At 67.5% G+C, this 25,671-nt stretch carries 20 protein-coding genes; 17 read left to right on the top strand and 3 right to left on the bottom strand.

What is annotated here, in order from left to right; genetic code table 11:
* Positions 1-109: 109 nt before the first annotated feature.
* The 5 genes from moeB to guaA all read left to right on the top strand — a co-directional run bounded on the left by moeB (position 110) and on the right by guaA (position 7,536).
* The gene (moeB, locus tag ACOZHM_RS12280; RefSeq protein ID WP_421569600.1) at positions 110-1,249 is read left to right on the top strand and encodes a molybdopterin-synthase adenylyltransferase MoeB; all 1,140 of its coding nucleotides are present in this window, start codon (positions 110-112) and stop codon (positions 1,247-1,249) included.
* A gap of 165 nt (positions 1,250-1,414) precedes the next feature.
* On the top strand, positions 1,415-3,241 hold the full coding sequence (locus tag ACOZHM_RS12275; protein ID WP_421569598.1) for a monovalent cation:proton antiporter-2 (CPA2) family protein: 1,827 nt from the start codon (positions 1,415-1,417) through the stop codon (positions 3,239-3,241).
* 166 nt (positions 3,242-3,407) lie between these two features.
* The gene (gene folD, locus ACOZHM_RS12270; RefSeq protein ID WP_421569596.1) at positions 3,408-4,283 is read left to right on the top strand and encodes a bifunctional methylenetetrahydrofolate dehydrogenase/methenyltetrahydrofolate cyclohydrolase FolD; all 876 of its coding nucleotides are present in this window, start codon (positions 3,408-3,410) and stop codon (positions 4,281-4,283) included.
* Between the two features lie 118 nt (positions 4,284-4,401).
* Positions 4,402-5,859 carry an IMP dehydrogenase gene (gene guaB / locus ACOZHM_RS12265; protein ID WP_421569633.1) on the top strand — a complete coding sequence of 486 codons (1,458 nt, stop codon included), beginning with the start codon at positions 4,402-4,404 and terminating at the stop codon, positions 5,857-5,859.
* 111 nt (positions 5,860-5,970) lie between these two features.
* Complete coding sequence (gene guaA, locus ACOZHM_RS12260) at positions 5,971-7,536, top strand: glutamine-hydrolyzing GMP synthase (protein ID WP_421569594.1); 1,566 nt, start codon at positions 5,971-5,973, stop codon at positions 7,534-7,536.
* A gap of 86 nt (positions 7,537-7,622) precedes the next feature.
* On the opposite strand, the gene ACOZHM_RS12255 is transcribed toward guaA, so the two are convergent.
* The gene (locus tag ACOZHM_RS12255; RefSeq protein WP_421569592.1) at positions 7,623-8,486 is read right to left on the bottom strand and encodes an oxidoreductase; all 864 of its coding nucleotides are present in this window, start codon (positions 8,484-8,486) and stop codon (positions 7,623-7,625) included.
* Positions 8,487-8,559: 73 nt separating this feature from the next.
* Here ACOZHM_RS12255 and ACOZHM_RS12250 point away from each other — a divergent pair, with 73 nt between their 5' ends.
* The 3 genes from ACOZHM_RS12250 (at position 8,560) to ACOZHM_RS12240 (ending at position 10,775) form a co-directional block, all read left to right on the top strand.
* Complete coding sequence (locus ACOZHM_RS12250; protein ID WP_421569590.1) at positions 8,560-9,513, top strand: AraC family transcriptional regulator; 954 nt, start codon at positions 8,560-8,562, stop codon at positions 9,511-9,513.
* Between the two features lie 88 nt (positions 9,514-9,601).
* On the top strand, positions 9,602-10,189 hold the full coding sequence (locus ACOZHM_RS12245; RefSeq protein WP_421569588.1) for a TetR/AcrR family transcriptional regulator: 588 nt from the start codon (positions 9,602-9,604) through the stop codon (positions 10,187-10,189).
* Between the two features lie 85 nt (positions 10,190-10,274).
* Complete coding sequence (locus tag ACOZHM_RS12240; RefSeq protein ID WP_421569586.1) at positions 10,275-10,775, top strand: hypothetical protein; 501 nt, start codon at positions 10,275-10,277, stop codon at positions 10,773-10,775.
* 5 nt (positions 10,776-10,780) lie between these two features.
* Here the strand turns inward: ACOZHM_RS12240 and ftrA are convergent, their stop codons facing one another.
* Entirely contained in the window at positions 10,781-11,770 is a 990-nt protein-coding gene (gene ftrA / locus ACOZHM_RS12235) for a transcriptional regulator FtrA (protein ID WP_421569584.1), read from the bottom strand.
* A gap of 169 nt (positions 11,771-11,939) precedes the next feature.
* Here ftrA and ACOZHM_RS12230 point away from each other — a divergent pair, with 169 nt between their 5' ends.
* From ACOZHM_RS12230 to ACOZHM_RS12190, 9 genes are all read left to right on the top strand, one after another.
* Positions 11,940-14,495: a TonB-dependent receptor plug domain-containing protein gene (locus tag ACOZHM_RS12230; RefSeq protein WP_421569582.1), complete on the top strand. Its 2,556-nt coding sequence runs from the start codon at positions 11,940-11,942 to the stop codon at positions 14,493-14,495.
* Positions 14,496-14,506: 11 nt separating this feature from the next.
* A complete protein-coding gene (msuE, locus tag ACOZHM_RS12225; RefSeq protein WP_421569580.1) occupies positions 14,507-15,079 on the top strand; it encodes an FMN reductase in 573 nt (190 codons plus the stop codon).
* 160 nt (positions 15,080-15,239) lie between these two features.
* Positions 15,240-15,602 (top strand): DUF3088 family protein, encoded by a 363-nt coding sequence (locus ACOZHM_RS12220; RefSeq protein ID WP_421569578.1) that lies wholly within the window; start codon positions 15,240-15,242, stop codon positions 15,600-15,602.
* 12 nt (positions 15,603-15,614) lie between these two features.
* On the top strand, positions 15,615-16,610 hold the full coding sequence (locus ACOZHM_RS12215) for an MsnO8 family LLM class oxidoreductase (protein ID WP_421569576.1): 996 nt from the start codon (positions 15,615-15,617) through the stop codon (positions 16,608-16,610).
* Between the two features lie 18 nt (positions 16,611-16,628).
* Positions 16,629-17,972, top strand: coding sequence for an LLM class flavin-dependent oxidoreductase (locus ACOZHM_RS12210; RefSeq protein ID WP_421569574.1), 1,344 nt, complete (start codon positions 16,629-16,631; stop codon positions 17,970-17,972).
* A 10-nt stretch (positions 17,973-17,982) separates the two neighbouring features.
* Positions 17,983-19,194 (top strand): M20 aminoacylase family protein, encoded by a 1,212-nt coding sequence (locus ACOZHM_RS12205; RefSeq protein ID WP_421569572.1) that lies wholly within the window; start codon positions 17,983-17,985, stop codon positions 19,192-19,194.
* Positions 19,191-19,736 carry a GNAT family N-acetyltransferase gene (locus tag ACOZHM_RS12200; protein WP_421569570.1) on the top strand — a complete coding sequence of 182 codons (546 nt, stop codon included), beginning with the start codon at positions 19,191-19,193 and terminating at the stop codon, positions 19,734-19,736. Before ACOZHM_RS12205 ends, ACOZHM_RS12200 begins: the two co-directional genes overlap by 4 nt.
* Complete coding sequence (locus tag ACOZHM_RS12195; protein ID WP_421569568.1) at positions 19,733-21,472, top strand: amino acid ABC transporter permease/ATP-binding protein; 1,740 nt, start codon at positions 19,733-19,735, stop codon at positions 21,470-21,472. The genes ACOZHM_RS12200 and ACOZHM_RS12195 overlap by 4 nt, the downstream gene beginning before the upstream one ends.
* A 22-nt stretch (positions 21,473-21,494) precedes the next feature.
* A complete protein-coding gene (locus ACOZHM_RS12190) occupies positions 21,495-22,463 on the top strand; it encodes an ABC transporter substrate-binding protein (RefSeq protein ID WP_421569566.1) in 969 nt (322 codons plus the stop codon).
* A 33-nt stretch (positions 22,464-22,496) separates the two neighbouring features.
* Here the strand turns inward: ACOZHM_RS12190 and ACOZHM_RS12185 are convergent, their stop codons facing one another.
* Positions 22,497-25,613, bottom strand: coding sequence for a discoidin domain-containing protein (locus ACOZHM_RS12185; RefSeq protein ID WP_421569564.1), 3,117 nt, complete (start codon positions 25,611-25,613; stop codon positions 22,497-22,499).
* Positions 25,614-25,671 lie beyond the last annotated feature (58 nt).

The following is a 25,671-nucleotide window of genomic DNA, read 5'->3' as shown; positions in this document are numbered from 1 at the left end:
CCGCAATGCGGGTCGGCAACGTAGAGCCACGCCCTGCGTGGCTGCACGGCAACGATCCCCAGCGTAGAGCCACCCCATGGGTGGCTGCCGGCTGCGCGATAATGCGGCCATGACCGCCATCCCCGAAATCACCCCGGAACAGGCCCGCCAGCGCCTTACCCACGGCGCGTTGCTCATTGATGTGCGCGAAGCGCACGAGCGCGCAACCGGCATGGCCGAGGGTGCCCTCGGCATCGCGAAAGGCGACCTCCAGGCAGACCCGGCCGCGCACGTACCGTCGCCGGACCGCGAGCTCATCCTGATCTGCCAAAGCGGCAAGCGCTCCATGCAGGCAGCGCTTGCGCTCATCGACCTCGGCTACACCCACATCGCCTCCGTCCAGGGCGGCACCACCGCCTGGCGCAGCACCGGGCTCCCGCTGGTCCGGCCGATCCAGAGCGACGACGAGCGCGACTTCAACGAACGCTACTCGCGCCACCTGCTGCTGCCGCAGGTGGGTGTTGCCGGTCAACAGCGGCTTCTCAACGCACGTGTGCTCCTGCTCGGCGCCGGCGGCCTGGGTTCACCGGCGGCGTTCTACCTGGCCGCCGCCGGGGTAGGGCACCTGCGCATCGTCGACGACGATGTGGTGGACCGCAGCAACCTGCACCGCCAGATCCTGCACACCGATGCCAGTGTGGGGACGCCCAAGGTGCACTCCGCCCGGGAGCGCCTGTTGGCGCTCAATCCGCGCCTCGACGTGGACGCGGTGCAGGCGCGGGTGACCTCGTCCAACATCGACGCGCTGCTGGAGGGCGTGGACGTGGTGCTGGACGGCTCGGACAACTTCCCGCTCCGCTACCTGCTCAACGATGCCTGCCTCCAGCACGGCATCCCGTTGGTGTACGGCGCGGTGGAGCGCTTCACCGGCCAGGTGAGCGTGTTCGACGCCGGCCGGCAGCGCGGACATGCGCCCTGCTACCGCTGCCTGTTCCCCGAGCCGCCGCCGCCGGAGTTCGCCCCCAACTGCGCCGAGGCAGGCGTGCTGGGTGTGCTGCCCGGCATGGTCGGCCTGTTGCAGGCCACTGAAGCACTGAAGCTGCTGCTGGGCATCGGCGAGCCGCTGGTGGGGCGCCTGCTGACCTTCGACGCGCTGGGCACGCGCTTCCGCGAGATCCGGCTCCGGCCCGATCCGACCTGCCCGCTGTGTGCGCCTGGAAGCGCGTTCCCCGGGTATATCGACTACGCGGCGTTCTGCAGCCAGGGGTGATCGAGTAGCCGGGCAGAGCCCGGCTCTACGCGCGCATGGAATGATGTGGTGGTTTAATCGCCGGTCGTTCCATTGGCGGCACGAACATCCGCACCCTCCGTGCTATTTCCCTGCATCAACTTGCCCTATCGTGAGGGCTGATTCGAGTTGCAAGGAACAGACCGCATGGCGGTGGAAGCAGGGGCCAGTGATCTGGCGAAAGGGGTAGCGCTGCTGGGTGCGGCCGTGGTGATGGTGCCGTTGTTCCGGCGGCTGGGACTGGGCTCGGTGCTGGGCTACTTCGCGGCCGGCCTGGCGATTGGTCCGTTCGGGTTCGCCTGGTTCTCCAATCCGCAGGCCATCCTGCACGTGGCCGAGCTGGGCGTGGTCATGTTCCTGTTCGTCATCGGCCTGGAAATGCGGCCCTCGCATCTGTGGGGCCTGCGCAACGAGATCTTCGGGCTGGGCACGCTGCAGATCGTGGTCTGTGGGGCCGTGTTGACCGGCGTGTGCATGTTGTTCGGGTTTCCGCTACCGGTGGCCTTCATCGGCGCCGCCGGATTCGTGCTGACCTCCACTGCGGTGGTGATGCAGTTGCTGGCCGAGCGGGGCGACATCGCGTTGCCGTCGGGCCAGAAGATCGTGTCCATCCTGCTGTTCGAAGACCTGCTGATCGTGCCACTGCTGGCCGTGGTGGCCTTCATGGCGCCCGTCCATGCCGACGCGGATGCCAGCTCGCGCTGGGTGAGCATTGGCATCGCCGCCGGTGCGATCATCGGCCTGGTGCTGGTCGGGCGGTTCCTGCTCAACCCGTTGTTCCGCATCCTGGCCGCCGCGAAGGCGCGCGAAGTGATGACCGCCGCCGCATTGCTGGTGGTATTGGGCGCGGCGCTGCTGATGCAGCTGGGCGGGCTGTCGATGGCGATGGGCGCATTCCTGGCCGGCGTGCTGCTCAGCGAGTCCACCTTCCGGCATCAGATCGAAGCGGACATCGAACCGTTCCGCGGCATCCTGCTGGGGCTGTTCTTCCTCAGCGTGGGCATGGCGCTGGACCTGACCGTGGTCGCCAACAACTGGCCGCTGATCGTCTCCGGCGTGTTCGCACTGATGCTGGCCAAGGCGGTGTGCATCTACACCGTCGCGCGCATCCTGGGCAGCGACCATCGCCAGGCGCTGGATCGCGGTGTGGTGATGGCGCAGGGCGGCGAGTTCGCCTTCGTGCTGTTCTCGGCTGCGGCCACCGCCGGTGTGATCGGCGTGGAGGTCAACGCCAATCTGACGGCGATCGTGGTGTTGTCGATGGCGCTCACCCCGCTGTTCGTGCTGCTGCACGACAAACTGATGCCGGCACGCGAAGTCTCGCTGGAAGGCGTGGACACCGCCGAGGGCATGTCCGGCAGCGTGCTGTTGATCGGCTTCGGCCGGTTTGGCCAGGTCGCCAGCCAGTCGCTGCTGGCGCGCGACGTGGACGTAACCATCATCGACAACGACGTGGACATGATCCACAACGCCGAACGCTTCGGGTTCAAGATCTACTACGGCGACGGCACGCGGCTGGATGTGCTGCACGCCTCCGGCGCGGCTACCGCGCGGGCGATCGCGGTCTGCGTGAACAACGCGCAGGATGCCGACCGCATCGTCGAACTGGTCGCGCATGAATTCCCGCAGGCCAAGCTGCTGGTGCGCTCGTTCGACCGCGAGCATTCGCTGCGGCTGATCCACGCGGGCGTGGATTACCAGATCCGCGAGACGTTCGAGTCGGCGCTGCTGTTCGGCCAGGCCGCCCTGGTCGAGCTGGGCGCTGACGAAGACGATGCGCGCGATATCGCCGAACAGATCCGCGAGCGCGATGCCGAGCGCTTCGAGCTGGAAATGGCCGGCGGCGACCTGCGTGCCGGCGCGCACATGGTGTTCGGCACCGCGCTGCCCGGCGTACCCACGCCAACCCCGTTCACCGCCCCCAAGCGCAAGGCACGCACCCTCAACGCCGACGAAGTGCCCGAAGAAGAATGACGCGCGAACGCGCGCCCTTAGCGTAGCGCCGGGCTCTGCCCGGCGACGCCATTCGCCGCACCCCGTTTTGCGGCCGCCCCCTGACTCAGGGGGCTGTACTCCGGGTGCATTCGGGGCCGTTAATCGGGGACAATACCGTCCCCGACGCCCCCCACGCCCCCATTCGATGAACGATTCGACCGCCCCCCAATCCGCCCGCATCCTGGACGGACGCCGCATCGCCGAAGACCTGCTGGACAGCCTGAAGGTTCGCGTTGATGCCCGCCTGGCCGCCGGTGGCAGCCGACCGGGGTTGGCCGTGGTGCTGGTGGGGGGCGACCCGGCCTCGACCGTTTACGTGCGCAACAAGCGCCGCGCCGCCGAGAAGGTGGGCATCGAAGCCTTCGACTACGACCTGCCGGCCGGGACCAACGAGGCCCAGCTGCTGGACCTGATCGACCAGCTCAACGCCGATCCGAAGATCCACGGCATTCTGGTGCAGCTGCCGCTGCCCGGCATCCCGGACGCCAGCCGGCTTATTCATCGCATCGACCCGCGCAAGGACGTGGACGGCTTCCACCCGGAGAACGTGGGCCATCTGGCCCTGCGTGAATTCGGCCTGCGCCCGTGCACCCCGCGCGGCATCACCACGCTGCTGGGGCATACCGACCAGCCGGTGCGCGGCCGCAACGCCACCATCGTCGGGGTCAGCAACCATGTGGGCCGGCCGATGGGCCTGGAACTGCTGATTGCCGGCTGCACCGTCACCAGCTGCCACAAGTTCACCCCCAAGGACGTGCTGGAGCAGTCGGTGCGCAATGCCGACATCCTGGTGGTGGCCGTGGGCCGCCCCGGTATCGTGCCGGGCGAATGGGTCAAGCCCGGCGCCGTGGTCATCGACGTGGGCATCAACCGCCTGGACGACGGCCGCCTGGTCGGCGACGTGGGCTTCGAGGCCGCCGCCGAACGCGCCAGCTGGATCACCCCGGTGCCGGGCGGGGTAGGGCCGATGACCGTGGCCACGCTGATGCAGAACACGATCGAGGCCGCGGAAGCGTTCTGACCGCCGAACCGCCGCATGAACGCGGCGCGCCGGCGTGACACAGCGTCGCATCTGCCCCCTGCCCATCGGGCCGGAATCAGGGTAAAATGTCGCGCTTCCCCACATCTCGGGTATGCCGATGCTGCGCATCCAGGCTGAAGCACTGACTTACGACGACGTCTCGCTCGTCCCCGCCCATTCCATCATCCTGCCCAAGGATGTCACCCTGGAAACGCGCCTGACGCGCGACCTGCGGCTGAAGCTTCCGATCCTGTCGGCTGCCATGGATACCGTCACCGAAGCACGCCTGGCCATCGCCATGGCCCAGCTCGGCGGCATGGGCATCATCCACAAGAACCTGAGCGTGGACCAGCAGGCCGCCGAAGTGGCCAAGGTCAAGAAGTTCGAGGCCGGCGTCATCCGCGACCCGATCACGGTCGGCCCGGAAACCACCATCCGCGACGTGCTGGCACTGACCCAGGCGCGCAACATCTCCGGCGTGCCGGTGGTGGACGGCGGTGGCCAGCTGGTCGGCATCGTCACCCACCGTGACATGCGCTTCGAAACCGAGCTGGACGATCCGGTCCGCCACATCATGACCAAGAAGGATCGCCTGATCACGGTCAAGGAAGGCGCCGCATCGGACGAGGTGCTGCAGCTGCTGCACCGCAACCGCATCGAGAAGATCCTGGTGGTCAACGATGATTTCGCCCTGCGTGGCCTGATCACCGTGAAGGACATCCAGAAGAACACCGATTACCCGAACGCCGCCAAGGACATCTCGACCCGCCTGCTGGTCGGTGCCGCGGTGGGCGTTGGTGGCGACACCGATCGCCGCGTCGAAGCGCTGGTCGCTGCCGGCGTGGACGTGCTGGTGGTCGACACCGCGCATGGCCACTCGCAGGGCGTGCTGGACCGCGTCAGCTGGGTCAAGAAGCACTTCCCGCAGGTGCAGGTCGTGGGTGGCAACATCTGCACCGGCGAAGCCGCACTGGCGCTGCTGGACAGCGGCGCGGACGCGGTCAAGGTCGGCATCGGCCCGGGCTCGATCTGCACCACCCGTGTGGTCGCCGGTGTCGGCGTGCCGCAGATCACCGCCATCGACCTCGTCGCCGAGGCGCTGCAGGACCGCATCCCGCTGATCGCCGACGGTGGCATCCGCTACTCGGGTGACATCGGCAAGGCGCTCGCCGCCGGTGCGTCCACCATCATGATCGGCGGCCTGCTGGCCGGTACCGAGGAATCGCCCGGTGAAACCGAGCTGTTCCAGGGCCGCTCCTACAAGAGCTACCGTGGCATGGGCTCGCTGGCGGCGATGGAGAAGGGGTCCAAGGACCGCTACTTCCAGGACGCCTCCAGCGCCGACAAGCTGGTGCCCGAAGGCATCGAAGGCCGCGTGCCGTATCGCGGCCCGGTCGGCGGCATCATCCACCAGCTGATGGGCGGCCTGCGCGCCACCATGGGCTACGTGGGCTGCGGCACCATCGAAGACATGCGCAGCAAGCCGAAGTTCGTCAAGATCAGCGGCGCCGGCCAGCGTGAGAGCCACGTCCATGACGTGCAGATCACCAAAGAGCCGCCGAACTACCGCGCCTGATGCGGCATGAGCAAAGAGGAACGAGGAAGCTGATTCCCGTTCCTCTTTCTCTATCTGCCGCCGGTTTCGTTTTCCCGATTTTCGTTTTCATTCCAGCATCGCCCGGGCGCCATGACCAACATCCATAACGACAAGATCCTCATCCTCGATTTCGGCGCGCAGTACACCCAGCTGATCGCGCGCCGCATCCGCGAGCTCGGCGTGTACTGCGAAATCTGGGCGTGGGACCACAACCCGGCCGAGATCGCGGCGTTCGGCGCCAAGGGCATCATCCTGTCCGGCGGCCCCGAATCGACCACGCTGCCGGGCGCGCCCGCCGCGCCGCAGGAAGTGTTCGACAGCGGCCTGCCGGTGTTCGGCATCTGCTACGGCATGCAGACCCTGGCCGCGCAGCTCGGTGGTGCCACCGAAGCCGCCGACCAGCGCGAATTCGGCCATGCCGAAGTCAACGTGGTTCACCCCGACGCGCTGTTCAAGGGCCTGAGCGACCACGGCGGCGAGCCGCGCTTGAATGTCTGGATGAGTCACGGTGACCACGTGTCCGTGGCGCCGCCGGGCTTCACCATCACCGCCACCACCGACCGCATTCCCGTTGCCGCGATGGCCAACGAAGAGAAGCGCTGGTACGGCGTGCAGTTCCACCCGGAAGTGACCCACACCCTGCAGGGCCAGGCGCTGCTGCGCCGCTTCGTGGTGGACGTGTGCGGCTGCCAGACCCTGTGGACCGCCGCCAACATCATCGACGACCAGATCGCCCGCGTGCGCGAGCTGGTGGGCGATGACGAAGTGATCCTGGGCCTGTCCGGTGGCGTGGATTCGTCGGTGGTTGCCGCGCTACTGCACAAGGCGATCGGCGACAAGCTGACCTGCGTGTTCGTCGACACCGGCCTGCTGCGCTGGCAGGAAGGCGACCAGGTGATGGCGATGTTCGCCGAGCACATGGGCGTCAAGGTCATCCGCGTGAATGCCGCGGACCGCTACTTCAGCAAGCTGGAAGGCGTGAGCGACCCGGAAGCCAAGCGCAAGATCATCGGCAACCTGTTCGTGGACATCTTCGACGAAGAGTCCAACAAGCTGAAGAACGCCAAGTGGCTGGCGCAGGGCACCATCTACCCCGACGTGATCGAGTCGGCCGGCAGCAAGACCGGCAAGGCCCACGTGATCAAGAGCCACCACAACGTCGGCGGCCTGCCCGAGCACATGAAGCTGGGCCTGGTCGAGCCGCTGCGCGAACTGTTCAAGGATGAAGTGCGCCGCCTCGGCGTCGAGCTCGGCCTGCCGCGCAGCATGGTCTACCGCCACCCGTTCCCGGGCCCGGGCCTGGGCGTGCGCATCCTCGGCGAAGTGAAGCGCGAATACGCCGAACTGCTGGCCAAGGCCGACGCGATCTTCATCGACGAACTGCGCAAGGCCGACCTGTACGACAAGACCAGCCAGGCCTTCGCGGTGTTCCTGCCGGTGAAGTCGGTGGGCGTGGTAGGCGACGCACGTGCGTACGAGTGGGTGATCGCGCTGCGCGCGGTGGAAACCATCGACTTCATGACCGCGCACTGGGCGCACCTGCCGTATGACTTCCTGGGCACGGTGAGCAACCGGATCATCAATGAGCTGCGTGGCGTTTCGCGGGTGGTCTACGACATCTCGGGAAAGCCGCCGGCGACGATCGAGTGGGAGTGAATCCCACCCGGTAGAGCGGGGCTCTGCCCCGCTGATGCTGGCCGACAAGGGCGCCGAAAGGCGCCCTTGTTCATTTCGTCGCCGATTCAGCCGTCCGTCGACCGCGTGAGCGCTTCCCAGGCGGTTGCTTCAACCGCCATCGTATCCAGCTTGTTTCGCACCAGTTGCAACGCATCGCTGCCCAACAGCAGGTGAGCGGGCGGCGCATCGCTTTCCATCACGGCCAGCATCGCGCGTGCGGCCTTGGCCGGATCGCCAAGCTGGTGGCCGCTCTTCTCCTCCCGCGCCTTGCGGATGGGATCGAACAACAGATCGTAGTCGGCGATTGAACGCGGCGCGCGCGACATCGAACGACCGGCCCAGTCGGTGCGGAACGAGCCCGGTGCGACCGCCGTGACGTGGATCCCGAACGGCTCCACTTCCTTGCCCAACGCTTCGGAGATACCCTCCAGCGCGAACTTGCTGCCGCAGTAGTACGCAATGCCCGGCATCGTGATGAAACCGCCCATCGAGGTGATGTTGAGGATGTGGCCGCGCCGGCGCGCACGCATATAGGGAAGGGTGGCCTTGATCATGGCGACCGCGCCGAATACGTTCACGTCGAACTGGCGGCGCATATCGTCCAGGGATGATTCTTCCAGGATGCCCTCGTGCCCGTAGCCGGCGTTGTTGACCAGCACATCCAGAGGCCCGAGGTTCTGTTCGATGTCCGCCACCACATCGTCGATGGCGTCGAAGTCGGTGACATCCAGGATGCGCCCGGTCGCATGGTGGGGATGAAGCTGTTCGAAATCGTGCAGGGCCTGTGGGCTGCGTACGGTGCCGACGACGCTGTGGCCGGCAAGGAGTGCCTCGCGGGCGAGCGCACGCCCGAAACCGCTGCTGACGCCGGTGATGAGGAGGCGCTTGGGGGATGTCATGGGTGGGGTCCAGTGGGCGTGAACCAGCACGATAGGTATTGAGCCGACCGCGGGGCAGGGCTAGTCTTGGTGAAATCTTGCCTATTCGTATGAGTACGCCGCCGTGACCGTCGACCATGGCAATGAGGACCACGCGCAGCAGCGGCGGATGGTGGAGCTGCTTGAGGCGCTCGCTCCCACGGAGGGGTACACCCTGACCGCGCTGCCGCAGGTACGCGTCCTGCGCTCGGACCGTCCGCTGGCGCGCACGCCGGTGCTGTACGACCCGGGTATCGTCATCGTCTGCCAGGGGGTCAAGCGCGGCTATTTCGGCGGGCAGATGTACCTGTACGACGAGCAGCATTACCTCGCCGTGTCGGTGCCGGTACCGTTCACCATGGAAACCGACGCCACACCGCAGCGTCCGCTGCTGGCGATCTACCTGCACCTGGACTTTGCACTTGCCACCGAGTTGGCGCTCGCCCTGGATGCGGCAGGGGTTGCCGATCAGCCGGCCCCGGAGAGCATGGTGTCCAGCCGGATGGATCCCGCGCTGCGGACCACGGTGCTGCGTTTTCTTGAAGCGATGCAGCAGCCGGTGGAAGCGGCCATCCTTGGGCCGGGACTGGTACGTGAACTGTATTTCCGTGTGTTGTCCGGCCCACAGGGGGCAACTCTCCGTGCCGCGTTGGCGATGCGGGGTCACTTCGGCAGGATCGGCAGGGCGCTGCGCCGCATCCACGCCGACTACGCGCTGCCGCTTGACCTGGCGGAGCTGGCCGGCGAGGCGGGCATGAGCGTGCCCACCTTCCACGTTCACTTCAAGGCTGTTACCCGCACCACGCCCATCCAATACCTCAAGTCCACCCGCCTGCACCAGGCGCGATTGTTGATGGTGCGCCAAGGCGTAAGTGCGGAGGCGGCCGGGTACGCGGTTGGCTACGCCAGCCCGTCGCAGTTCAATCGCGAGTTCAAGCGCCTCTTCGGTTTGACCCCGGCCGGTGAAGCGCGGCGCATGCGCCAGAGCTTCAGCCTGCCGCCCGCGTTCCCGGGGTCAGGGTATGTGTCCTCGCACTGAGGCCAGGCCGTGAGGTTGACTGCGAGCCTACCAACTAGTAGGATGGTGATATTGGCACTGTGCCGCCAGGTCGCTCTTGAACATGCTCATGATTGAAGCCCTTTCGCCGAAGGCCGCCGAGATTGTTGCGGAAGCCCGGTCGTTGCTTGAACGAGGCGGCTACAACGGCTTCAGCTATGCCGATATCTCGGCCAGGGTGAACATCAGCAAGGCCAGCATCCACCATCACTTTCCGAGCAAAGCCGAGCTGGTGCGCACGGTGGTGGCGCTGTACCGCGCTGAAGCCCGCGAGGGCCTGGCGATGCTGGACAGGCAGCTGGGTGACCCGCTGAAGGAACTCAATGCCTATGTCGACTACTGGTCCAGCTGCATCACCGGTGGCACGGCGTCGTTCTGCATCTGCGCCATGCTGGCGGCAGAGTCGCCAATGATTCCGGCAGAGATTGCCGACGAGGTGCGTGGGCACTTCGAGGATCTCAGTGGCTGGTTGACCGCCACGTTGGAGAAAGGCGTCGCACAGGGGCAGTTCCAGCTGCAGGGCGCAGCGTCGGACGAGGCGAAGGCCTTCATGGCGTCGGTGCATGGGGCCATGCTGGCGGCGCGCGGCTTTGGTGATGCGCAGACGTTCGTGGCCCTTGCGCGGCTGTCGGTAGCCCGGGTGACTGCACCGCGTTGAATCGTTTTTCGTAAGCCCGCGTTGCGCGGGCTTCTTCATGACCGCCAAGCCTACCTACTAGTAGGTTCAAATGAGGATCCATCCAATGCCACACCCACTCTCAATACTCGGCGTAGTGCACACCGCCATCAGCCTCGTTCCCGTGATCGCGGGTCTTTACGGATTCGTGCGTTACAGGAAGATCGATCCCGCCACCGGCGCCGGCAAGCTGTATCTGGTCGGCCTGATCCTCGCGGTGGCCACCTCGTTCACCGTCTCCAGCACTGGCGGCCTCAACCCTGGCCATGCCTTCGGCATCGTGGTGCTGCTGGTGGCGTTTGGTGGGGTGCTGGTAAACAGGCTCGGCTTCCTTGGGCGACTCCGGCCGTACCTCTCCGCGTTTGCGCTTTCCTTCAGTTTCCTGCTGGGTCTGGTGCCCGCAGTGAATGAGTCGCTGACCCGCCTTCCGGTCTCGCATCCGCTGGCGCCTGCCCCGATGGCACCGGTGGTGCTGCAGACCCTGCTGGGCTGCTTCGTCGTGTTCCTCATCGGTGTCGCTGCGCAGGGTTGGATGATCCATACGCGCAACAAACGCGTGCAGCACTGACGTCGTCAGCATCCGGTCAGCGCATAGGCGTTGGTGCTACCGCGATGTTGTTCGCGATAGGTGGTCGGGCTGAGCTCGGTCTGCCCACGGAAATGCCGGCGGAACGATTCCTGCGAGCCGAAGCCGGCCTGTTCGGCCACCCAGTGCAGCGGACGCTCGGTGGTCTCCAACAGTTCGCGTGCGAAGGCCACGCGCTCGCGGATCAGCCAGTCGATCGGTGACAGGCCGGTGGCTTCCAGGAACTGACGCTGCAGCGTGCGCTGGCTGAGCGCCGCATGTTCGGCGAGGCTGCGCAGCGAGTGGTCTTCGCGCAGGTTGCGGCGCATCCATTCCATCAGGCGCGCCAGCCGCGTCGGCTCGCCGTTGGGAATCGAGCGCACGACGCGCTGGCTGCGCTCTGCGTCGCGCCAGGGGGCGAGTACCAATCGCTCGGCGACGCGATTGGCGACGTGTGCGCCGTAATCCTTGCGGACCAGGTGCAGCATCATGTCCATGCCGGTGGCCGAACCCGCCGAGGTGATGATGCTGCCGGCGTCTACGTAAAGCACATCCTCGCGCACGGTGATCGCGGGGAAGGCGCGCGCGAGTGTTTCCGTCAGGCGCCAATGCGTGGTCGCGCTGCGGCCGTCGAGCAGGCCTGCCCAGGCGAGCACGAATGCACCGGAGCAAATGGAGGCGATGCGCGCCCCGCGCTTGTGGGCGCGCGTCAGCGCATCCAACAGGTCCTGCGGCGGACGTTCGGCAGGGTCGCGCCAGCCGGGGACGATGATGGTGTCTGCGTGGTCGAGTGCTTCCAGGCCGTGTGGGAGCTGTACCTGGGTGCTGCCCAGCATGCGTAATGCGCCGGGTTCGGCCGCGCATAGCTGGGTGGTGTACCAGGGGACGTCCAGCTCCGGGCGGATGGGCGCGAACAGGCCCACCGCGCAGCCGAATTCGAAGAGGCCTTGGCCGTGGGCGGCGACGATGGCGATGGTGGGGGGCGGGTGGGTGGCCATGGTCAGGATGCTAGCCGGGTCCGCGCAGCCACGCAGGGCGTGGCTCTACTGAGTTTATAACTGCGCGTCATGTGGGTGGCGGGATGTGGGGTGTGCGTGGCGCGTTGGTGGCTGTTGCGCGGTCAGCGCAGTTTGTTGAATGGGGGCCTGTCCTCGATCAGGTCCCGACATGCTGCTGCGTCCGCTCTCCGTGATGATCGCCTTCGTGCTTGCTGCCCCCGCCGTGGCCGCCGGTCCCGACGCGCCGCCCGACGCCGTGGCGACCTCGTCGATGGCGGCTGCCTCCACGCTGGATGCGGTGGTGGTGACCGGTTCGCGCACCAGCAACCGCACGGTCAAGAACAGCTCGACGCCGATCGATGTGATCTCGGCCGAGGACCTGGTCAACACCGGGCAGGCGAACCTGCTGGAGGCGCTGCAGCGCAGCCTGCCGTCGCTGAGCCAGATCGGCGGCTACCAGAGCGACCAGGAAAGCCTGATTCGCGGCTACCAGCTGCGCAACCTGTCGCCGGGTTACACGCTGGTGCTGGTCAATGGCAAACGCCGCAATGCCAGCGCCTACGTCAGCGGGGCCAACGGCGGCGGCTTTCCGGGGCATGCCTGGACCGATCTGGCGCTGATCCCGGTGGCGGCGGTCGACCATATCGAAGTCCTTCGCGACGGCGCGTCCGCGCTGTACGGCTCCGATGCGATCACCGGCGTCATCAACGTGATCCTCAAGTCGCAGGCGCAGGGCGGCGATGTGTCGGTGGAAAGCGGTCAGAGCATCGACGGCGATGGCACCCGCACCAGCGTGCGCGCGAATGTCGGGCTGCCGTGGGGCGCCGACGGCTTCGTGAACCTCTCCGGCGAATACACCCGCCAGCACCACGCGATCCGCCCGCGCCGCTATGTCGATGACTACCTGAGCTACCCGGCAGTCGACGCGAACGGCAACCTGGTGGCGCTGCGCCCGAACAACCGCCTGCCGCCGAATGCCACCGAGAACCCGGCCGAGGCGACCCGCAATCCGGAAGCCAACACCATCTTGAGTTCGCCGTCGTACACGCTCAAGGCGCTGGCCGCCAACGTCGGCCACGGATTAGGCGACGACGCGCAGTTCTATGCCACCGCCACCGCCAGCAACCGCACCGCGCAGGCCATCCAGAACTTCCGCCTGCCGGCGACGATCTTCGGCACCTACAAGGCGCCCACGGTGCTGAATGTCTGGCCGGATGGCTTCCTGCCGATCCTGCAGACCAAGGAAAAGCAGACCACCGGCACCGCCGGGGTGAAGGGCAGCTGGGCAGGATGGGAATACGACACCAGCCTCACCGCCAACCGCAGCACGGTGCGCACCTATACGCGCGACTCGGCCAACTTCTCGTTGATCTACCCCGGCGCGCCCACCGACTTCTACGTGGGCCGGCTGGACTACCAGCAGCGTATCGCCAACCTGGACCTGCGCCGGGGCTTCGACGTGGCCGCGTTCGCCTCCCCGCTGCAGGTAAGCGCCGGCGCCGAGTATCAGCACGAGAAGTACGAACGCGGGGCAGGACAGTGGGAGTCGTACACCGGCTTCGGCGCGGCCGCGTTCGTCGGCTATTCCACCGCCGATGCGGTGCAGGCCACCCGCAACAGCAAGGCGGTGTATGTCGGTGCGGCCGCCAATGTCACCTCACGCTGGTACCTGGACGCGGCGGCGCGCTGGGAAGATCACTCGGACTTCGGCAGTGTATCGACCGGGCGGCTCACCACGCGCTTTGATTTCACTGATGGGTTCGGCGTGCGCGCCACGGTGAGCAACGGCTTCCATGCCCCCAGCCTGGGCGCGCAGTACTACCAGGCCACCGGCAGCTGCCCCTGCGGTACGACGCTGGTGGCGCAGGTTGCTTCGCCGGCCGCGGTTGCACTCGGTGCCACGCCGCTGCAGCCGGAAAAGGCCAACAACTACAGCCTCGGCGTGACCTGGGATCCGACCCCGACGGTGCACCTGGCCGTGGATGCGTACCAGATCGACATCCGTGGCCAGCTCGGGCAGTCCAGCCAGATCGGCTACAACGCGCAGGACCCCAACCGCATCACCGACAACAGCGGCACGGTGCTCACGCCCGCGCAGGTAAACACCATCGATACGCTGCTGGCCAGCGCCGGCATCAGCATCCTGCCGGGCGATGCGTTCTACGCGAGCTACTTCACCAACGTAGGCGACACCCGCACGCGCGGGGTGGAACTGACCCTGGAAGCGAACCAGGAAACGAACTGGGGCAAGTTGCGCTGGAGCTACGCAGCCAACGTGGGGCGCACCACGATCCAGAAGGTGCGCGACATTCCGGTGGTACTGCAGGGCCTGCCCAACATCAACCTGCTGACGAAGTCGAGTGAGTACGCGCTGCGCTTCCGCACGCCGTCGTATACGCAGGTGGCGGGGCTGGGCTGGCAGCAGGGGCGCTGGCGCTCCAACCTCGATTTCACCTACTACGGCCCGATCAAGCGGCTCAACAACGGCGTCGAGTACCGGCAGCCGCCGGTGCTGGTCACCCACCTGTCGGGCGGGGTGGAACTCGGCGCGGGCTGGAGCGCGACGCTGGGCATCAACAACCTGTTCGACGAGCGCACCCGCAAGGTGCCCGAGTACGCGCGCAGCGCCACCGACGTGGCCAGCATCGAAACCACCTGGGACACCGGCGACGTGCTGAGCACCATCGGCGCGTTCTGGTACGGCCGCGTCCACTATCGCTTCTGAGGGAGAGCTGCATGTCCACCGCCTTGAACGTCGTTGCCCTGGTCGGTTCGCCGACCTCCTCGGCCACCTCGCGCACGCTGCTGCTGGTGCAGCACCTCCTCACCCAGCTTCGGCTTCGGTTGCACATGGACGTGCAGCTGATCGAACTGGCCCCGATAGCACGCTCGCTTGGCCAGGCGCTGACCCGCGACGAAGTGGAGCCGCGCATCGAGCAGGCGTTGAGCCGGATCGAATCGGCCGACCTGCTGATCGCCGCCGCACCGGTGTATCGCGGTTCTTACCCCGGTCTTTTCAAGCACCTGGTCGACTTCATCGGGTTGGACGCGCTGGTGGATACGCCGGTGCTGCTGGCCGCCACCGGCGGCAGCGAGCGCCACGCGCTGGTCATCGACCACCAGTTGCGGCCGTTGTTCAGCTTCCTGCAGGCGCACACGCTGCCGATCGGGGTGTATGCCACGCCCGCCGATTTCGAGGAGATGGAAATACGCAGCGTCGCGCTGCAGGCGCGCATCGCGCTGGCGGCGGAACGGGCGGCCCGCCACTTGCAGGCGGCACCCCCGCTGGTACTGCGGCGCATCGCGTAGGCACGGCCATAACCAGCGGCAGTCTGGTTATGGCCAACGCGCATTTGCGTGGCCGGATCCGACCGCCGATTGTCGAATTGCGGCGCAGCCCCGCGCCGGTCCTTCTCTAGCATCGATAGTCCAACGGCGCCGCGGTGCCGGCCAGATCGAGGAGCGTTTCGTGTCTGCACACCCCACCCACAAGCCGATCCTGTTCCTGCTGGATCGTGAATTCGAAGATGGCCAGCTGCCCGGGCAGCGCTTCTTCTGCCGGCACAGCCTGCTGCTCGAGGGGGCGCTGTCGAGCATCGACGGACTGGATACCCAACTGGATGTGCGTCGCATCGGCTTCGCACGGCCGCGGCGCGAGGTGATCGCCGAGATCGGCGAGCAGGACCAGTCACTGCCAAAACTGGTGCTGCCGCAGGGCGTGCAGTCCGCGCATGCCACCGGCACGTACGACGAGCGCCAGGTGGTGTCCGGGGCCGAGCCGATCCTGGCCGCGCTCAACGGGCTGCTCGGCATTCCCGTGGCCCATCCTTGAGAGGACGATGCGATGAGCTATCTGATCAGCGTGCTCGACAAGAGCCCGGTACGTGAAGGCGGTAGCGCCGAGCAGGCACTGCGCGACAGCCTGCGGCTGGCGCTGCATGCCGAGCACCTGGGTTACCACCGCTACTGGTTCGCCGAACACCACGCTGCGCCGCAGCTGGCCAGTCCGGCGCCGGAAGTGCTGGCGGCGTGGGTGTTGGCGCAGACGCGGCGGATCCGGGTCGGTACCGGCGGGGTGATGCTGCGCCACTACGCACCGTACAAGGTGGCCGAAACCTTCAATTTGTTGGCCAGCCTGGCGCCGGGCCGGGTGGACCTTGGCGTGGGCAAGGCGCCCGGCGGGCTGCCCGGATCGACGGCGGCACTCGCTGCCGGCCGCGCACCGCCAGCGGCGTTCGAGCAGCAGCTGCACGATCTGGAAGGCTTCCTGTCCGGCAGCCTGGCCGCGGACCATCCGCACGCGGGCGTGCAGGCACGCCCCGTGCCGCAGACCGCGCCGGCGCGGTTCCTGCTGGGTGCCAGCGCGCAGAGCGCGCGCCTGGCCGGTGAGTTGGGGTGGGGGTTCGTGTACGCGGCCCACTTCGACGGCGATCCGCGCAGCATCGAAACGGCGTTCAATGCGTACCGCGAGGTGTCATCGCAGGCGCCGCTGCTGGCGACGGTGGCCTTCGCCGCGCGCAGTGCCGACGCCGCGGCCGCACAGCTGGGTGCGCTGCGTATCTACAAACTGCACCTGGGCCCCGGGCAGACCGTGAACCTGCCCAGCGCCGACGCCGCCGCCGAGTACGCGCGCCAGGTCGGCGTGATGGACTACCGCATCGAGGAAACCCACCCCAGCGTGCTGTCCGGCGATGGCCATCAGGTGCGCCGTGCGCTGGACGAACTGCACCAGCGCTTCGGCGTCGGCGAATTCATCCTCGACGCGCCGGTCGCCGATGTCGATGCACGCCTCACCTCCCTTGAACTGCTGTCGCCCGCGCCCCGCGCGGCGGTGGCCTGATCCCGCAGGAGCGCCGCCATGAGCAAGACCCCGCGACCCATTCCCTTCGGCATCATGCTGCAGGGGCCCGGCAGCCACATGCATGCCTGGAAGCATCCGTCCAACGTGGCCGATGCCAGCGTCAACCTGGCGTTCTACATCGACGTGGTGCGCACCGCCGAGAACCACGGCATCGCGTTCGGCTTCGTCGCCGATGGGCTGTACATCAACGAAAAATCCATTCCGCACTTCCTCAACCGATTCGAGCCGCTCACGCTGCTGTCAGCGTTGGCCGCGGCCACTTCGAAGATCGGGCTGGCCGGCACGCTCTCCACGTCCTATAGCGATCCATTCACGGTGGCGCGCCAGTTCGCGTCGCTGGACCTGATCAGCGGCGGGCGTGCCGGCTGGAACGTGGTGACCTCGCCACTGGAGGGCTCCGGGCGCAACTATGGCCGCGCGCATCCTGAGCACGCGCTGCGCTACCAGATCGCCGACGAGTACCTGGAGGTGGTGCAGGGCCTATGGGATTCGTGGGACGACGATTCCTTCGTGCGCGACCGCGACAGCGGCACCTTCTTCGACCCGGAAAAATTCCGCCGCCTCGACCACAAGGGAAAGTTCTTCCAGGTCGAAGGGCCCCTCAACATCCAGCGCTCGCCGCAGGGCCAGCCGGTGATCTTCCAGGCCGGTGCCTCCGACGATGGCATCGCGCTGGCGGGCAAGTACGCCGATGCGGTGTTCACCCACGCGCCCTCGCTGGAGGAAACACGCACGTTCACCCATAAAGTGAAGAACGCCGCGATTGCGCACGGCCGCAGCGCTGCCGACGTGAAGATATTCCCCGGTATCGGCCCGATCGTCGGCCACACTGCCGAGGAGGCGGAAGCGAAGTACCAGGCGATTGCCGCGCTGGCCACCCTCGATGATGCGCTGGCCTACCTGGGACGCTTCTTCGACCATCATGACTTCACTCAATACGACCCCGATGCCCCGTTCCCGGCGCTGGGTGACATCGGCAGCAATTCGTTCCGCTCCACCACGGACAAGATCAAGCAGGATGCGCACGAGCAGGGTCTCACCCTGCGCCAGGTGGCGCTGCAGGCGGTCAGCCCGCGGCCGAACTTCATCGGCACGCCGGAGCAGGTGGCAGACGAACTGATCCGCTGGTTCGAGGCGGGTGCCAGCGACGGCTTCATCCTGGGCTTCTCCGCGCAGCGCGAGGGGCTGGATGATTTCGTGGGCCTGGTGCTGCCGATCCTGGAGGCACGCGGCTATCACCGGGGTGCGCTGGCGGGCACCACGCTGCGCGATCACCTCGGCCTGCCGCACAAGGCCAGCCGTTACGCGGCCGAGGCCGTACCCGCGCGCAAGGTCGGCTGAGGAGAACGCAATGACCGTCCTGCACCATCCGCCGCTGAATCTGTCCCCGGCTACCGTGGGCGTACTGCCGCAGATCGCGGCGCGCATCGACGATGCCATCGCCATCCGCCACGACCTGCACCAGCACCCCGAGCTGGCGTTCGAGGAACACCGCACCAGCGCGCGGATAGCCGAGTTGCTGCAACAGTGGGGCTATGCGGTCACGACGGGTGTCGGCGGCACCGGTGTGGTCGGCACGCTGCAGCGCGGGCAGGGCACGCGCCGCCTGGGACTGCGCGCGGACATGGATGCGCTGCCCATCCAAGAGGACTCCGGCCTGGCCTATGCCAGCCAGCGCGATGGGGTGATGCACGCCTGCGGTCACGACGGGCACACCGCCATCCTTCTCTCCGCCGCGCACTATCTTGCACACCACGGCCGCTTCGACGGCACGCTGCAACTGGTGTTCCAGCCCGCTGAGGAAACCGGTTCGGGCGCAACGAAGATGATCGCCGACGGGCTGTTCGAGCGTTTTCCGGTGGATGCGATCTACGGCCTGCACAACTGGCCGGGCGTGCCGGCCGGACACTTTGGTTTCGTCGATGGACCGGCAATGGCCTCGGTAGACTGGGCGCAGCTGCGGGTGATCGGCAACGGCGGGCATGGCGCCGAGCCGCAGCATGCGGTGGATCCGATCCTGGCGGCCGCGCATATCGTGACTGCCCTGCAGAGCGTGGTGTCGCGCAACGTGGACCCGCGCCAGATGGGCGTGGTCACGGTGGGCTCGATCCATGGCGGCAAGGCCGCCAACGTGATTCCCGATGTGGTCGAGTTGACCCTGACCGTGCGCGCCTACCTGCCCGAGGTGCGCGACACCTTGCGCCGGCGGGTGATTGAGATCGCCGAGCACACCGCGGCCGCGTTCGGTGCGCGCGCGGAGATATCCTTTCCGCGTGGCTTCCCCAGCGTCATCAACCATCCCGAGCAGACAGCGCTGGTGCGCGAGGTCGCGCAGGCCGCTTTCGGCCGCCAACACGTGGTGGAGCATTTCGCGCCGCGCACCGCGAGCGAGGATTTCGCCTTCCTGCTGCAGGCGCGGCCCGGCAGTTTCGTGTTCGTCGGCAACGGCGACAGTGCGCCCCTGCACAGCCCGCGCTATGTGTTCAACGATGCGGCGATCGCGCCGGCCGCCAGCCTCTGGGCGCGGCTGGCCGAACACTACCTGGTGGAGTCCACGACATGAGCGAGCGCTTCCTGTACACCTCGGTGAACGACCCGCTGGCGCGGCCCCTGTTCGATGGGCTGGAGCAGGAGTACGAACACCGCTACGCCGACGTGCAGCGCCGTATTGGCGGTACCGCCCGCGAGGAACTGCAGCGCTATCCGGCCGAGGCGTTCGCCGCACCGGTTGGTGCGTTCGTGTTGCTGCTGCGCGATGGCCACGCCATCTCCGGTGGCGCCTTCATGCCGCACCGTGATCCCGACACGGCCGAGTTCAAGCGGATCTGGACGCTGCCGGGCTTGCGACGCCAGGGTATCGCCCGCCGGGTGCTGCAGGAACTCGAAGCGCAGGCGCGGCGCCAGGGCTACCGCCGCGTGTTCCTGACCACAGGCTTCCGCCAGCCTGAAGCGGTCGGGTTGTACCTGACGCACGGCTACACCGCCTTGTTCGACCTGCAGGCAGACCCGGAAACGGTGGCCCACCTCCCGTTCGAGAAGTATCTGGGCGCCGCGCCGCCCATCGCCGCCGCCGAACACGCGCCGCGCCAGGGAGTACCTGCATGAGTACGCCCGCATCCACACTGGAAGGCGTTGCCCCCGCAGCACCGCGTGCACTCCGCGTCGTGCCGGCCAGGCACCCGCTGCAGCTGTTCGGGACGCTGCTGGCGCTGGCGCTGATCCTGCTGGCGGTGCAGTCGGTGCTGGGCAACCCGCGCTGGGGCTGGGGCACGTTCGCCGAATGGTTCTTCGCGCGGCCGGTGCTGGAGGGCCTTGCACGCACGCTGTGGCTGACCGCGCTGGGCACCGCGTTCGGGTTCGCGCTGGGGACGCTGTTGGCGTTGGCACGCGTGTCCGGTTCGCCCTTGCTGGCGGCGGTGTCGTGGGGCTATGTGTGGCTGTTCCGCTCGATCCCGCTGCTGGTGCTGTTGCTGCTGCTCAACAACCTGGGCTACCTCTACAGCACCATCGCACTGGACGTACCGCTCACCGGCATCACGCTGTTTTCGTATCCCACCACGCAACTGATCGGCGTGTTTACGGCCGCGGTGCTGGGGCTAACGTTGAACCAGGCCGCGTTCTCTGCCGAAGTCATCCGGGGCGGCATCCTGTCGGTCGACCATGGGCAGTATGAAGCGGCGGCGGCGCTGGGCCTGCCGCGTGGCCGCCAGATCCGCCGCATCATCCTGCCGCAGGCGATGCGCTCGATCCTGCCGGCTGCGTTCAACGATGTGATCGGGCTGGCCAAGAGCACGTCGGTGGTCTACGTGCTGGCGCTTCCCGAACTGTTCTACACCGTGCAGGTGATCTACCGGCGGAATCTGGAGGTGGTGCCGCTGCTGATGGTGGCGACGGTGTGGTACCTGGTGATCCTGACCGCGCTGTCGCTGGCCCAGCATCGGATTGAACGACGCTTCGCACGCGGCCAGCTGCAGCGCGAGCGCAGCGTGTCACGGGTGGTATCGCGGCCGCGCAGCACGCCCCGCGCGAACGCACGCATCGCCACCCGGAACGAGCGTGCCGTGCCCGTGGCGGCGGGGCAGGGCGCGGCAGTGTCGCTGCAGGGCGTGTCCAAGCACTTTGGTGACACCACTGTGCTCGACGACGTGCGACTGGAGCTCAAGGCCGGCAGCGTCACCGTGCTGGTCGGCCCCTCGGGCGCCGGCAAGTCCACGCTGCTGCGGCTGATCAACCACCTGGAACGCGCCGACGGCGGCTTCATCACCGTGGGCGGTCAACTGGTCGGCTACCGCCGCGACGGCGACACGCTGTACGAACTGCCCGAAGCCGAGATCCGCCGCCGCCGCGCGGAGGTGGGCATGGTGTTCCAGGCGTTCAACCTGTTCCCGCACCTGACCGTGCTGGAGAACATCATCGAAGCGCCGATGGCGGTGCGTGGTGTGGCGCGTGCGCAGGCCGAGCAGCAGGCGCACGACCTGCTCGATCGCGTCGGGTTGACCGAGAAGGCCAACGCCTATCCGCGCCAGCTCTCCGGCGGGCAGCAGCAGCGCGTCGCCATCGCGCGTGCACTGGCGCTGCAGCCCAAGGTGCTGCTGTTCGACGAGCCGACGTCGGCGCTGGACCCGGAGCTGGTCGCCGAGGTCCTCGGGGTGATCGAAGAGCTTTCGCAATCGGGCACCACGCTGGTCATCGTCACCCATGAGCTGGGCTTCGCGCGGCGGGTGGCCGACCACGTGGTGATGATGGACCAGGGACGGGTGATCGAGCAGGGACCGCCGGAGCAGGTGTTCGACCGGCCGCGCCAGCAGCGCACCGCCGAGTTCCTGGCCAAGACGCTGTAACCACTCACTTCCAGGTAACGCCATGAGCCGCTCCCGCACGCGCCGTCTTCCCCTCGGCACCGTTTTCATCGCCACTGCATTGATCGCCGGTGTCGGCGGCATCGTCTATTCGCGCGTGACCGCCGCGCCTGAACCTGCCGCCGCCGCCGCATCGCGTCCGGCCGACGTGGCCGCCTTGGTCGGTACGCCCGACCCGAAGGCGCAGGCGCTCATTCCGGCTAACTATGCGTTCGTCACCCCGGGCACGCTGACCGTGGCCACCCATCCGGGGCAGCTGCCCTTGGCGGATTACGGTGCGGACAACGAACAGATCATCGGCGTGGAGCCGGATATCGCCAAGCTCATCGCCGATGGCCTGGGCCTGAAGCTGGTGCTGGTGCCGGTGGCCTGGGCGGATTGGCCGCTGGGGCTGGAATCGGGCAAGTACGACGCGGTGCTTTCCAATGTCACGGTGACCGAGGAGCGCAAGAAGAAGTTCGACTTCTCCAGCTACCGCTTCGACCTGCTGGGCATCTACACCCGCACCGACGGACCGATCCGGAAGATCGAGACGCCGGCGGACGTCGCGGGCCTGAAGGTGGTGCTCGGTGCCAGCACCAACCAGGACCAGATCCTGCGCCAGTGGGACCGGCAGAACATCGCCGCCGGGCTGAAGCCGGTGGAATACCAGTACTTCGACGATGCGGTGGTCGGCCGCCTGGCGGTGATCACCGGGCGCGCGGACGTGTCCTTCGAGCCGAACGCCACCGGCGCGTACTCCGCGCGCGATGGCAAGGTGCGGCGGGTGGGGCTGTTCCCCGGCGGCTGGCCGAATGCCGCGGCGATTTCGGTGACCACGCGCAAGGGCAGTGGGTTGGCCGAGCCGATCACCCAGGCGCTCAACACGCAGATTGCCTCCGGCACCTACGCGCAGGCGCTGAAGCGATGGAACGTGGGTGAGGAGGCGGTGGCGCGTTCCGAGACCAATCCGCCGGGTCTGTCGGCCCTGTAATGCAGCCGGGCATGGCCCGGCTCTACCGCGTTTTCACCATGCCGCTTCAAGCGTGTGGAATGGCTTGCCCAGCAGCACGCCCTGCGCATCGAAATCCTGCACGGCACGTCCATCCACACGCACCTGGCTGGGCCGCGTACGCGAAGGCCACCACACCCGAACGGCCGCATCCTTGCGCAGCCCCGTGCCCAGCGTCACCTTCAGGGTGTTGCCACGCTGTACTGCGTCCATCTTCAGCGTGCCAAATGCCGTCGGCAGGCGCTCCACCGCCAGGCCGTCGCCACTGAGCCAGGACGGCGGTGTGCCGGGCAGCAGCGACAGCGCGTCATCGTCCTCGCGCATCAGCATGCCGAACAGGGTGCGACCATACTCCGCACCGATCCAGGTGTGCGGCATGTCGCCCAGGTAGCGGGGGAAGCGCAGCCGCGAATGCACCACTTCTGCCAGCACCTGCCACTCGAGGGGGCGACGGTCCTTCAGCAGGCCCTGCAGCAGTTCGTCGGCCGCCTCGGGTTGGTCCAGGTGGACGTAGCTGAGCACGTTGCGGATTTCGTAGGGCGTATAGGCGTACAGGTCGCCCGGTTGGTTGCGCTTGCGCACGTTGTCCAGATAGCGCGCGAAGGTGGTGCGCAGCGCCTCCGGCGGCAGCACGTCCTGCGCGCCGGTCGGGTCCAGCGCGATGGACACGCCGGTGGGGTCGCCATCGCCGAGGTCGGCCGACGACGGGATGAAGTCGATGCCCTTCCAGGCCATGGTGGCGCGGATCGACGCGCCGAGCGCGTCGTGCAGGGCGCGGTACTGTTCGCGTGCCCACGCGGCAGTTTCATGATCGCCGAGCGATTCGGCCAGCCAGGCGCCGTCGTGCCAGCCCTTCAGTCCCCAGTAGTCGTCCCAGTAGCTGTGGGTGGGCGCGGGATAGCCTTCGTGGCTGATCGACGGCGCAAGAATGCCGGCGAACCGTTCCGGCGCCGGCTGGTCGGCCATATAGCCCGGCACCAGCGTGCGCTCGCGCAGCTGCTGCAGGAACTGCATGGCGGCCTTCACCTTGGGCAGGTAGGCGCGTACCGATTCCGGACCGCCATCCAGCCGCGCGACATCGGCGACCAGGGCGATGTACTGGCCCTGGCTGTCGTACTCGATGTCTGAACCGAACCCGGTGTTGACGCTGCCGTCGTTGTTGAGGATGGGCGAGACCAGCCCGTTGTCGTGCACGCCGTGTTCGCTGTACCACGCCAGGTAGTCGCGCGCGATCCGGGATTCGCCCATGCGCAGCAGCACCGCCGAGGTGGCCATGCCATCGCGGATGAAGGAGCGGTTGTAGTTGCGCGGGCCCGGCTGCATCGCCGGACCGGTCTGGTTGATCAGCATGTACGCCGCCTGCGCGCGCAGCATGTCCACCAGCGACGGATCAGGAAGGCGCAGACCAACCTGGCCCAGCCTTTGCTGCCAGTCATTGGAGACACGCGTGGCCAATGCATCAAACGTGGCATCCGGGTCCCGCGCGGTGTTGCCCAGCGCGAGCGGTGGTGCCTCCGGCAATACCCCATGCGCATCCGCCGCGGCGGTGCCGAGCGGGAAGGCGATTACCACCGAACGGCTGGCACCCGGCGCAAGCTGCACACGGTAGGCCAGCGCGGCGGCCGCCATGCCGTCCGTGTCTTCGGCCTGCTGTGCGGCAGGCAGCACGCCCGTGGCGATCGCAGCAGTGATCTCGCTGCTGCCGTCGGCGCCGAAGGGCGCGGCGCCGGAGGCATCGACGGGGGTCAGCGACTGCAGCAGGGCGCGTCCATTGACGCGCACCGAACGACCCGCGACCTCCACCGCGCGGATCGGCGACAGGCCGCCGTTCTGCCACGGCGGATTCATCTGCATCGGTCGCACCGCGAGGGTGAGCGCGCCGTCCACCGGCGTGGTGCCGGTGTTGCGCAGGCGGTGGCGAACCAGGGTTACCGGCTGGCCATCGAGCTCCACTGCGAAGGCGGTGCTCTCCAGTTCCAGTCCCGGCTGCGGCGACCACGTGGCGGAGGGCATTGGCTTCCAGCCATCACGCAGTGCGTGGCGAACCGGCTTGTCGGCAGCGGCAGCCGTGGTGCCGTCGGCATTGCGCCAGATCGGCTGGACCAGCGGTGCGCCCTTGAAGGCTTCGATGTTGCCGTACTCGTCGAAGATGGATTTCTGCAGGCCGCCATGCACACCCACGGCCGTCCAGTAGGTCTGTTGCATGTGCAGCGAAGCCGGGAACAGGGCGCGCTGCGCGCCGCTGGCGGCGATCTGGTAGCGCTTCATCGGCGTCATGACGGTGGCAGGGCCGAGCAGGCGCAGGCGGGCGACCTTCGGGTTGCCACCCTCGACGGTCAGCCGCAGCGCGTGCGCGGTCACCGGCGCGGTGCCGGCCAGCCAGCTCTGGTTGCGGCTGCCGGCCTGTGGGTCATGTGCCAGGTCGCTCCAGCGGCCCTGTGCATCCTGTACCTGCAGCCGGGCCGCGCCATGCCCGCCCGCCCAGTCCACGGCGAGCCCGGTGGTGGGCAGGGGACGCAGCAGGGCGATATCGAGCGTATGGGTGGAGCCGCCGCCGGCGGGAATGGCGACCGCGCTGCCACCTTGCCAGAGCGACGCGGCCTGTGTCGCATCCAGCCCGGAAATGCGTGTACCTGCGCGGCTGTCCAACGGCTCCAGTTCGAAGATGGACACGCCCCAGTCCGAGGTGCGGTCGGGACTTGCCAGGCGCAGGTAGCGCGCCTGGCGGGGCGCGAAGTACACGGTCTCGATGCCGCCGAGGGAGTCGCTCATGGTGTACGCGGTCTGCCAGCGGGTGCCGTCCAGCGAGGTCTGCAGGCTGTATCCCTCCGGGTTGGAGACGTCCCAGGTCAGGCGCGCGCCGGTCAGCGTGGTGGCGCTCCGCAGGTCGATCTGGAACCAGTGGCCCGGGCTGAAGGCGCCGCCGGTTACGGTCTTGGTGTCGCCATCGATGAGGTGGCTGACCGCCATGGCCGGCACCTGCTGCGACGAGCTGCTGGCCTGCCACTGGCTGCGGGGCGGCAGCTGCTGGGCGAAGCAACCGGCGGCCAGGGTCAGCGCGGGCAGGAGCAGTACAAGCGCCGTGCGACGGCGGCGGCGCGAAACCGAAGGGCGATCAACCTTGGAGACCATCGATGCTTTCTCACTGCTTACCACCTCTCCATTGAGGCGGCGCACACGCTAGCAGGGG

The sequence above is a fragment of the Stenotrophomonas sp. PD6 genome, assembly GCF_049199305.1.
Taxonomy (GTDB): Bacteria; Pseudomonadota; Gammaproteobacteria; order Xanthomonadales; family Xanthomonadaceae; genus Stenotrophomonas.
Note: the sequence above shows the minus strand (reverse complement) of the source record. Positions and strands in the feature narration are given on the sequence as shown.